The organism is Streptomyces corynorhini (assembly GCF_003346515.1).
Taxonomy (GTDB): domain Bacteria; phylum Actinomycetota; class Actinomycetes; order Streptomycetales; family Streptomycetaceae; genus Streptomyces; species Streptomyces corynorhini.
The window spans coordinates 1-8,308 of sequence record NZ_QQNA01000266.1 but is presented as its reverse complement, the minus strand read 5'-3'; the positions used below and the strand labels follow the sequence as shown (position 1 = coordinate 8,308).

6 protein-coding genes are annotated in these 8,308 nt (G+C 71.4%); all 6 read left to right on the top strand.

Annotated features, from left to right (window positions below):
• Positions 1-176: 176 nt before the first annotated feature.
• Complete coding sequence (gene pyrR, locus DVH02_RS28135; protein ID WP_114626671.1) at positions 177-758, top strand: bifunctional pyr operon transcriptional regulator/uracil phosphoribosyltransferase PyrR; 582 nt, start codon at positions 177-179, stop codon at positions 756-758.
• 122 nt (positions 759-880) lie between these two features.
• The gene (locus tag DVH02_RS28130) at positions 881-1,903 is read left to right on the top strand and encodes an aspartate carbamoyltransferase catalytic subunit (RefSeq protein ID WP_114626670.1); all 1,023 of its coding nucleotides are present in this window, start codon (positions 881-883) and stop codon (positions 1,901-1,903) included.
• Between the two features lie 2 nt (positions 1,904-1,905).
• Positions 1,906-3,192 (top strand): dihydroorotase, encoded by a 1,287-nt coding sequence (locus DVH02_RS28125; protein WP_114626669.1) that lies wholly within the window; start codon positions 1,906-1,908, stop codon positions 3,190-3,192.
• 5 nt (positions 3,193-3,197) lie between these two features.
• Positions 3,198-3,785 (top strand): PH-like domain-containing protein, encoded by a 588-nt coding sequence (locus DVH02_RS28120; protein ID WP_114626668.1) that lies wholly within the window; start codon positions 3,198-3,200, stop codon positions 3,783-3,785.
• Positions 3,782-4,939, top strand: a complete 1,158-nt coding sequence (carA, locus tag DVH02_RS28115; RefSeq protein ID WP_114626667.1) for a glutamine-hydrolyzing carbamoyl-phosphate synthase small subunit — start codon at positions 3,782-3,784, stop codon at positions 4,937-4,939. Before DVH02_RS28120 ends, carA begins: the two co-directional genes overlap by 4 nt.
• Positions 4,932-8,243: a carbamoyl-phosphate synthase large subunit gene (gene carB / locus DVH02_RS28110; RefSeq protein WP_114626666.1), complete on the top strand. Its 3,312-nt coding sequence runs from the start codon at positions 4,932-4,934 to the stop codon at positions 8,241-8,243. Before carA ends, carB begins: the two co-directional genes overlap by 8 nt.
• Positions 8,244-8,308: the final 65 nt, after the last annotated feature.

Sequence of the window (8,308 nt, the reverse complement as noted above, 5' to 3'; positions counted from 1 at the left end):
CACCGGCTCCGTACCGCGCTCCGTACCGCGCCACGACCGGGTCGCGGTGGGGGCGCTGCGGGGTTCCGGGCGGGGGTGGGCCCGGGTGGCGCACGGACGCCCTGCTAGCCTGGGTGGCGTAATTTCGACGTCCTTTAAGATCCGTCCCGTGAGGCGGAGAAGGAGGTCCGTTTCGTATGGACACCAGCCCCACCAGTGAGAGCGGCGCCCGCGCCGTCCTGGAAGCCCCCGACATCGCCCGGGTGCTGACCCGTATCGCCCACGAGATCGTCGAACGCGCCAAGGGCGCCGACGACGTGACGCTCCTCGGCATTCCGACCCGGGGCGTCTTCCTGGCCCGGCGACTGGCCGAAAAGCTCGCCGAGATCACCGGCCGCTCCGTGCCCGTCGGCTCGCTCGACATCACGATGTACCGCGACGACCTGCGGCTGCGGCCCGCCCGCGCGCTGGCCCGCACCGACATCCCGGGCGACGGCGTCGACGGACGCCTCGTCGTCCTCGTGGACGACGTCCTCTTCTCCGGCCGCACCATCCGTGCCGCGCTCGACGCCCTCGGCGACATCGGGCGCCCCCGGGCCGTCCAGCTGGCCGTCCTCGTCGACCGGGGCCACCGCGAGCTGCCGATCCGCGCGGACTACGTCGGCAAGAACCTCCCGACGTCGCTGCGGGAGACGGTGCGCGTCCAGCTCGCCGAGGAGGACGGCCGGGACACCGTGCTGCTCGGCCTCAAGCCGCCCGCCGGCCCCGGCGAGCAGTAGCGCGCGCCCACCGTCCCCGCACGCCTCCGTCCCGTACGGACGCGTCCGCGCGCCGTCCTGCCCACGGACGGGTGCGCGTCTTCGCACGCCCGCACACCCCAGACAACCGGAGCGCTCTCCAGATGCTGCGTCTTCCAGGGGCAAGCCCCCGCACGCCCGGCCATCTCATCTCCGCAGGCGACCTCAGCCGCGAGGAGGCCGTACTGATCCTCGACACCGCCGAGGAGATGGCCCGGGTCGCCGACCGGCCCATCAAGAAGCTGCCCACCCTGCGCGGCCGCACCGTCGTGAACCTCTTCTTCGAGGACTCGACCCGGACCCGGATCTCCTTCGAGGCCGCCGCCAAGCGGCTGTCGGCCGATGTGATCAATTTCTCGGCGAAGGGCTCGTCCGTCTCCAAGGGAGAGTCCCTCAAGGACACCGCGCTGACGCTGGAGGCCATGGGCGCCGACGCGGTCGTCATCCGCCACCCCGCCTCGGGCGCCCCCTACCGGCTCGCCACCTCCGGCTGGATCGAAGGAGCCGTCGTCAACGCGGGCGACGGCACCCACGAACACCCCACCCAGGCCCTGCTGGACGCCTTCACCCTGCGCCGCCGACTGGTCGGCGCCGACGCGGGCCTCGGCCGCGACCTCGAAGGGCGGCGCGTCACGATCGTCGGCGACGTACTGCACAGCCGGGTCGCCCGCTCCAACGTCCTGCTGCTGCACACGCTCGGCGCCCGGGTGACGCTGGTCGCCCCGCCCACCCTCGTACCGATCGGCGTCGAGCACTGGCCGTGCGAGGTCTCGTACGACCTGGACCGGGTGCTGCCCGCGTCCGACGCCGTGATGATGCTGCGCGTCCAGCGCGAACGGATGAACGCCGCGTTCTTCCCCACCGAGCGCGAGTACGCGCGCCGCTACGGCCTGGACGGCGACCGGATGCGGCGGATGCCCGGCACCTCGGTCGTCATGCACCCCGGACCGATGAACCGCGGCATGGAGATCACCGCGGAGGTCGCGGACTCCGACCGCTGCACCGCCGTCGAGCAGGTCGCCAACGGAGTCTCGATCCGGATGGCCGTGCTCTATCTGCTGCTCGGCGGCAACGAGCCCGCCGTCACCACGTCCCGCACCGAAGCCCGCACCGAGGAGACCAAGTAATCATGAGCAAGACTCTTGTCAGGGGCGCGCGGATCCTCGGCGGCGAGGTACGGGACGTCCTGATCGACGGCGAGACCATCGAGGCCGTCGGCAGCGGGCTGGACGCCGCCGGCGCCACCGTCGTCGAGGCCGTGGGCCAGATCCTGCTGCCCGGTCTTGTCGACCTCCACACCCATCTGCGCGAGCCGGGCCGCGAGGACTCCGAGACCGTGCTGACCGGCACCAAGGCCGCCGCCGTGGGCGGCTTCACCGCCGTCCACGCCATGGCCAACACCTTCCCCGTCGCGGACACCGCCGGGGTCGTCGAGCAGGTCTGGCGGCTGGGCCGCGAGTCCGGCTACTGCGACGTGCAGCCGGTCGGCGCCGTCACCGTCGGCCTGGAGGGCAAGCACCTCGCCGAACTCGGCGCCATGCACGACTCCGCCGCGGGCGTCCGGGTCTTCTCCGACGACGGCAAGTGCGTGGACGACGCGGTGATCATGCGCAGGGCGCTGGAGTACGTCAAGGCGTTCGACGGCGTCATCGCCCAGCACGCCCAGGAGCCCCGGCTCACCGAGGGCGCCCAGATGAACGAGGGCGTCGTCTCCGCCGAACTCGGGCTCGGCGGCTGGCCCGCCGTGGCCGAGGAGTCGATCATCGCGCGCGACGTCCTGCTCGCCGCGCACGTCGGCTCCCGGGTGCACATCTGCCACCTCTCCACCGCCGGCTCGGTCGAGCTGGTGCGCTGGGCCAAGTCCAAGGGGTGGAACGTCACCGCCGAGGTCACCCCGCACCACCTGCTGCTCACGGACGAACTCGTACGGTCGTACAACCCCGTCTACAAGGTGAACCCGCCGCTGCGCACCGAGGCTGACGTCCTCGCCCTGCGCGCCGCCCTCGCGGACGGCACGATCGACTGCGTCGCCACCGACCACGCCCCCCACCCGCACGAGGACAAGGACTGCGAGTGGGCCGCCGCCGCCATGGGCATGGTGGGGCTGGAGACCGCCCTGTCGGTGGTCCAGGAGACGATGGTGGAGACCGGGCTGCTCGACTGGGCCGGGGTCGCCGACCGGATGTCGCTGCGTCCGGCGCGCATCGGCCGGCTCGAAGGCCACGGCCGTCCCGTCTCGGCAGGCGAGCCCGCCAACCTGACCCTGGTCGATCCGGCATACCGTGGAGCGGTGGACCCCGCGGGCTTCGCCTCCCGCAGCCGCAACACCCCCTACGAGGGCCGCGAGCTGCCGGGACGCGTGACCCACACCTTCCTCCGGGGCCGCGCCACGGTCGTCGACGGGAATCTGGCGTGACAGGCATGACAAGCGTGACCAGTGCGAAGCTCCTCCTGCCCCTGGCCGCCGAGCGGAAATCGGCGGACGTGACCGACTGGGCCGCCCGCATCGGCTGGGTCGTCGGTCTGCTGCTCTTCATCGCGCTCGTGTACTGGCTGATGCGCCAGGGCTGGAAATGGCGCGGCAGCCTCCAGTCCGACCTGCCCGCGCCGCCCACCGCCCCGGAGGACCCGGGCGAGGCCCGCCTCCGTACGGAGGGCCGCTACCACGGCTCCACGACCGCAGGGCAGTGGCTGGACCGGATCGTCGCCCACGGCCTCGGCTCCCGCAGCCGCGTCGAGCTGACACTCACCGACGCCGGCCTGGACGTCGTACGGCCCGGCGCGAACGACTTCTTCATCCCCGCGGACCGGCTGCGCGAGGCCAGGCTCGACAAGGGCATCGCCGGGAAGGTGCTCGCCGAGGGCGGTCTGCTGGTCGTCACCTGGCAGCTCGGCGACACGCTGATCGACTCCGGCTTCCGCTCCGAGCGGTCGGCCGAACACGCCGCCTGGGTCGAGGCCATCAACTCCATGAACCACTTGATCACCACGGAAGGCCCCGCACGATGACCACCTCGCCCCGTGCAACCGGCCGCGACACCGCCCGAGACAAGGCGTCTCCCGCCGTACTCGTCCTGGAGGACGGCCGCAGCTTCCGCGGCCGCGCCTACGGGGCCGTGGGGGAGACCTTCGGAGAGGCGGTGTTCTCCACCGGCATGACCGGCTACCAGGAGACCCTGACCGACCCGTCCTACCACCGGCAGGTCGTCGTGATGACCGCCCCGCACATCGGCAACACCGGAGTCAACGACGAGGACGCCGAGTCGCGGCGCATCTGGGTCTCCGGCTATGTCGTACGCGACCCCGCGCGCACCCCGTCCAACTGGCGCTCGCGCCGCTCCCTCGACGACGAGCTGACCGCCCAGGGCGTCGTCGGCATCAGCGGCGTCGACACCCGCGCCCTCACCCGCCATCTGCGCGAGCGCGGCGCGATGCGCGTCGGGATCTTCTCCGGCCCGTCCCTGGCGGACGAGGCGACGCTGCTCGCCCGCGTCCAGCGGGCGCCCCAGATGACCGGCGCCGACCTCTCCGCCGAGGTCTCCGCCACCGAGGCGTACACCGTCCCCGCCATCGGCGGGAAGCGCTTCACCGTCGCCGCCCTCGACCTCGGCATCAAGGGCATGACCCCGCACCGGATGGCCGAGCGCGGCATCGAGGTGCACGTCCTGCCCGCCACCGCCACCCTGGACGAGGTGTACGCCACCGCGCCCGACGGCGTCTTCCTCTCCAACGGCCCCGGCGACCCGGCCACCGCCGACCTCACCGTCGTCAAGGGCGTCCTGGAGCGCGGCACCCCGCTCTTCGGGATCTGCTTCGGCAACCAGCTCCTCGGCCGCGCGCTCGGCTTCGGCACGTACAAGCTGAAGTACGGCCACCGCGGCATCAACCAGCCCGTCCAGGACCGCACCACGGGCAAGGTCGAGGTCACCGCGCACAACCACGGCTTCGCCGTCGACGCGCCCCTCGACCGGGTCTCCGACACCCCCTACGGCCGCGCCGAGGTCTCCCACGTCTGTCTCAACGACAACGTGGTCGAGGGGCTCAGGCTGCTCGACCGGCCGGTCTTCAGCGTCCAGTACCACCCCGAGGCAGCCGCGGGTCCGCACGACGCCGCGTACCTGTTCGACCGCTTCGTACAGCTCATGGAGGGCCAGCGTGCCTAAGCGCTCCGATATCCAGTCCGTCCTGGTCATCGGTTCAGGACCGATCGTCATCGGCCAGGCCGCTGAGTTCGACTACTCCGGTACCCAGGCGTGCCGCGTCCTCAAGTCCGAGGGCCTGCGCGTCATCCTGGTCAACTCCAACCCCGCCACGATCATGACGGACCCGGAGATCGCCGACGCCACCTACGTCGAGCCGATCACCCCCGAGTTCGTCGAGAAGATCATCGCCAAGGAGCGCCCCGACGCGCTGCTGCCCACCCTCGGCGGCCAGACCGCGCTCAACACCGCGATCTCGCTGCACGACGCGGGCACCCTCGACAAGTACGGCGTCGAGCTGATCGGCGCCAACGTCGAGGCGATCAACAAGGGCGAGGACCGCGACCTCTTCAAGAACGTCGTCAGCGCCGTCAAGGAGAAGATCGGGCACGGCGAGTCCGCGCGCTCGGTCATCTGCCACACCATGGACGACGTCATCGGCGGGGTCGAGACCCTCGGCGGCTACCCCGTCGTCGTCCGCCCCTCCTTCACCATGGGCGGCGCCGGCTCCGGCTTCGCGCACAACGAGGAGGACCTGCGCCGGATCGCCGGACAGGGCCTGATGCTCTCCCCGACCACCGAGGTGCTCCTGGAGGAGTCCATCCTCGGCTGGAAGGAGTACGAGCTGGAGCTGATGCGCGACAAGCACGACAACGTCGTGGTCGTCTGCTCCATCGAGAACTTCGACCCGATGGGCGTGCACACCGGCGACTCCATCACCGTCGCCCCCGCGATGACGCTCACCGACCGCGAGTACCAGATCCTGCGGGACGTCGGCATCGCCGTCATCCGCGAGGTCGGCGTGGACACCGGCGGCTGCAACATCCAGTTCGCGATCGACCCCGACGACGGCCGGGTCATCGTCATCGAGATGAACCCGCGCGTCTCGCGCTCCTCCGCGCTCGCCTCCAAGGCCACCGGCTTCCCGATCGCCAAGATCGCCGCCCGGCTCGCCATCGGCTACACGCTGGACGAGATCCCCAACGACATCACCGAGAAGACCCCGGCGTCCTTCGAGCCCACCCTCGACTACGTCGTCGTCAAGGTGCCGCGCTTCGCCTTCGAGAAGTTCCCGGCCGCCGACGCCAGCCTCACCACCACCATGAAGTCGGTCGGCGAGGCCATGGCCATCGGCCGCAACTTCACCGAGGCGCTCCAGAAGGCGCTGCGCTCCCTGGAGAAGGCCGGCAGCCAGTTCGACTTCTCCGGGGCCCCGGGGGACCCGGCCGCGCTGCTGGAGACCGCCGAGGTCCCCACGGACGGCCGGATCAACACGGTCATGCGGGCGATCCACGCCGGAGCCACCCCCGAGGAGGTCTTCGAGGCCACGAAGATCGACCCCTGGTTCGTCGACCAGCTCTTCCTGATCAAGGAGTACGCGGACGAGCTGGCCGCCGCCCCGAAGCTCGACCCCGAGCTGCTCGCCGAGGCCAAGCGCCACGGCTTCTCCGACGCCCAGATCGCCGGGATCCGCGGGCTGCGCGAGGACGTCGTCCGGGAGGTCAGGCACGCGCTCGGCATCCGTCCCGTCTACAAGACGGTGGACACCTGCGCCGCCGAGTTCGCCGCCAGGACCCCGTACTTCTACTCCTCGTACGACGAGGAGAGCGAGGTCGCGCCGCGCGAGAGGCCCGCCGTGATCATCCTCGGCTCCGGCCCCAACCGGATCGGCCAGGGCATCGAGTTCGACTACTCCTGCGTCCACGCCTCCTTCGCGCTGAGCGAGGCGGGCTACGAGACCGTGATGGTCAACTGCAACCCGGAGACCGTCTCCACCGACTACGACACCTCCGACCGGCTCTACTTCGAGCCGCTCACCCTGGAGGACGTCCTGGAGATCGTGCACGCCGAGACGCTGGCCGGGCCGGTCGCGGGCGTCATCGTCCAGCTCGGCGGCCAGACCCCGCTGGGCCTCGCGCAGGCGCTCAAGGACAACGGTGTCCCCGTGGTCGGCACACCCCCCGAGGCCATCCACGCCGCCGAGGACCGGGGCGCCTTCGGCCGGGTCCTCGCCGAGGCCGGACTGCCCGCGCCCAAGCACGGCACCGCCACCACCTTCGGCGAGGCCAAGGCCATCGCGGACGAGATCGGCTACCCGGTCCTCGTCCGGCCCTCCTACGTCCTCGGCGGACGCGGCATGGAGATCGTGTACGACGAGACACGGCTCTCCTCGTACATCGCGGAGTCCACCGAGATCAGCCCCTCCCGGCCCGTCCTGGTGGACCGGTTCCTCGACGACGCCATCGAGATCGACGTGGACGCCCTCTACGACGGCACCGAGCTGTACCTCGGCGGCGTCATGGAGCACATCGAGGAGGCCGGCATCCACTCCGGCGACTCGGCGTGCGCCCTGCCGCCCATCACGCTCGGCGGACACGACATCAAGCGGCTGCGCGCCTCCACCGAGGCCATCGCGCGCGGCGTCGGCGTACGCGGACTGATCAACATCCAGTTCGCCCTGGCCGGTGACATCCTCTACGTCCTGGAGGCCAACCCGCGCGCCTCCCGTACGGTCCCCTTCACCTCGAAGGCGACCGCCGTACCGCTCGCCAAGGCCGCCGCCCGCATCTCGCTCGGCGCCACCGTCGCCGGACTGCGCGCCGAGGGCCTGCTGCCCGCCCACGGCGACGGCGGCACGCTGCCGCTCGACGCGCCGATCTCCGTCAAGGAGGCCGTGATGCCGTGGTCGCGCTTCCGCGACATCCACGGTCGCGGCGTGGACACCGTCCTCGGCCCGGAGATGCGCTCCACCGGCGAGGTCATGGGCATCGACTCCGCCTTCGGCACCGCGTACGCCAAGTCGCAGGCCGGGGCGTACGGGCCGCTGCCCACCAAGGGCCGCGCCTTCATCTCCGTCGCCAACCGCGACAAGCGCTCGATGATCTTCCCGGCGCGCGAGCTGGTCGCCCACGGTTTCGAGCTGCTCGCCACCTCCGGCACCGCCGAGGTCCTCAAGCGCAACGGCATCAAGGCCACCGTCGTGCGCAAGCAGTTCGAGGGCCAGGGCCCCGACGGCGAGAAGACCATCGTCCAGCTGATCCACGAGGGCGGCGTCGACCTCATCGTCAACACGCCGTACGGCACCGGCGGCCGGCTCGACGGCTACGACATCCGCACCGCGGCCGTGGCGCGCGGCGTCCCGTGCCTGACGACGGTGCAGGCGCTCGCCGCCGCCGTCCAGGGCATCGACGCCCTCAAACACGGCGAGGTGGGCGTCCGTTCCCTCCAGGAACACGCCCAGCACCTGATCGCCGCACGCCAGGACTGATCAGCCGGCGGACGAGGGGGGCACCGGCAACCGGTGTCCCCCTCCTCATGACACCCGCCCTCATG

Coding starts and splice junctions, on each gene's coding strand:
- pyrR (WP_114626671.1), top strand. CDS start 177: ATGGACACCAGCCCCACCAGTGAGAGCGGCGCCCGCGCCGTCCTGGAA.
- DVH02_RS28130 (WP_114626670.1), top strand. CDS start 881: ATGCTGCGTCTTCCAGGGGCAAGCCCCCGCACGCCCGGCCATCTCATC.
- DVH02_RS28125 (WP_114626669.1), top strand. CDS start 1,906: ATGAGCAAGACTCTTGTCAGGGGCGCGCGGATCCTCGGCGGCGAGGTA.
- DVH02_RS28120 (WP_114626668.1), top strand. CDS start 3,198: ATGACAAGCGTGACCAGTGCGAAGCTCCTCCTGCCCCTGGCCGCCGAG.
- carA (WP_114626667.1), top strand. CDS start 3,782: ATGACCACCTCGCCCCGTGCAACCGGCCGCGACACCGCCCGAGACAAG.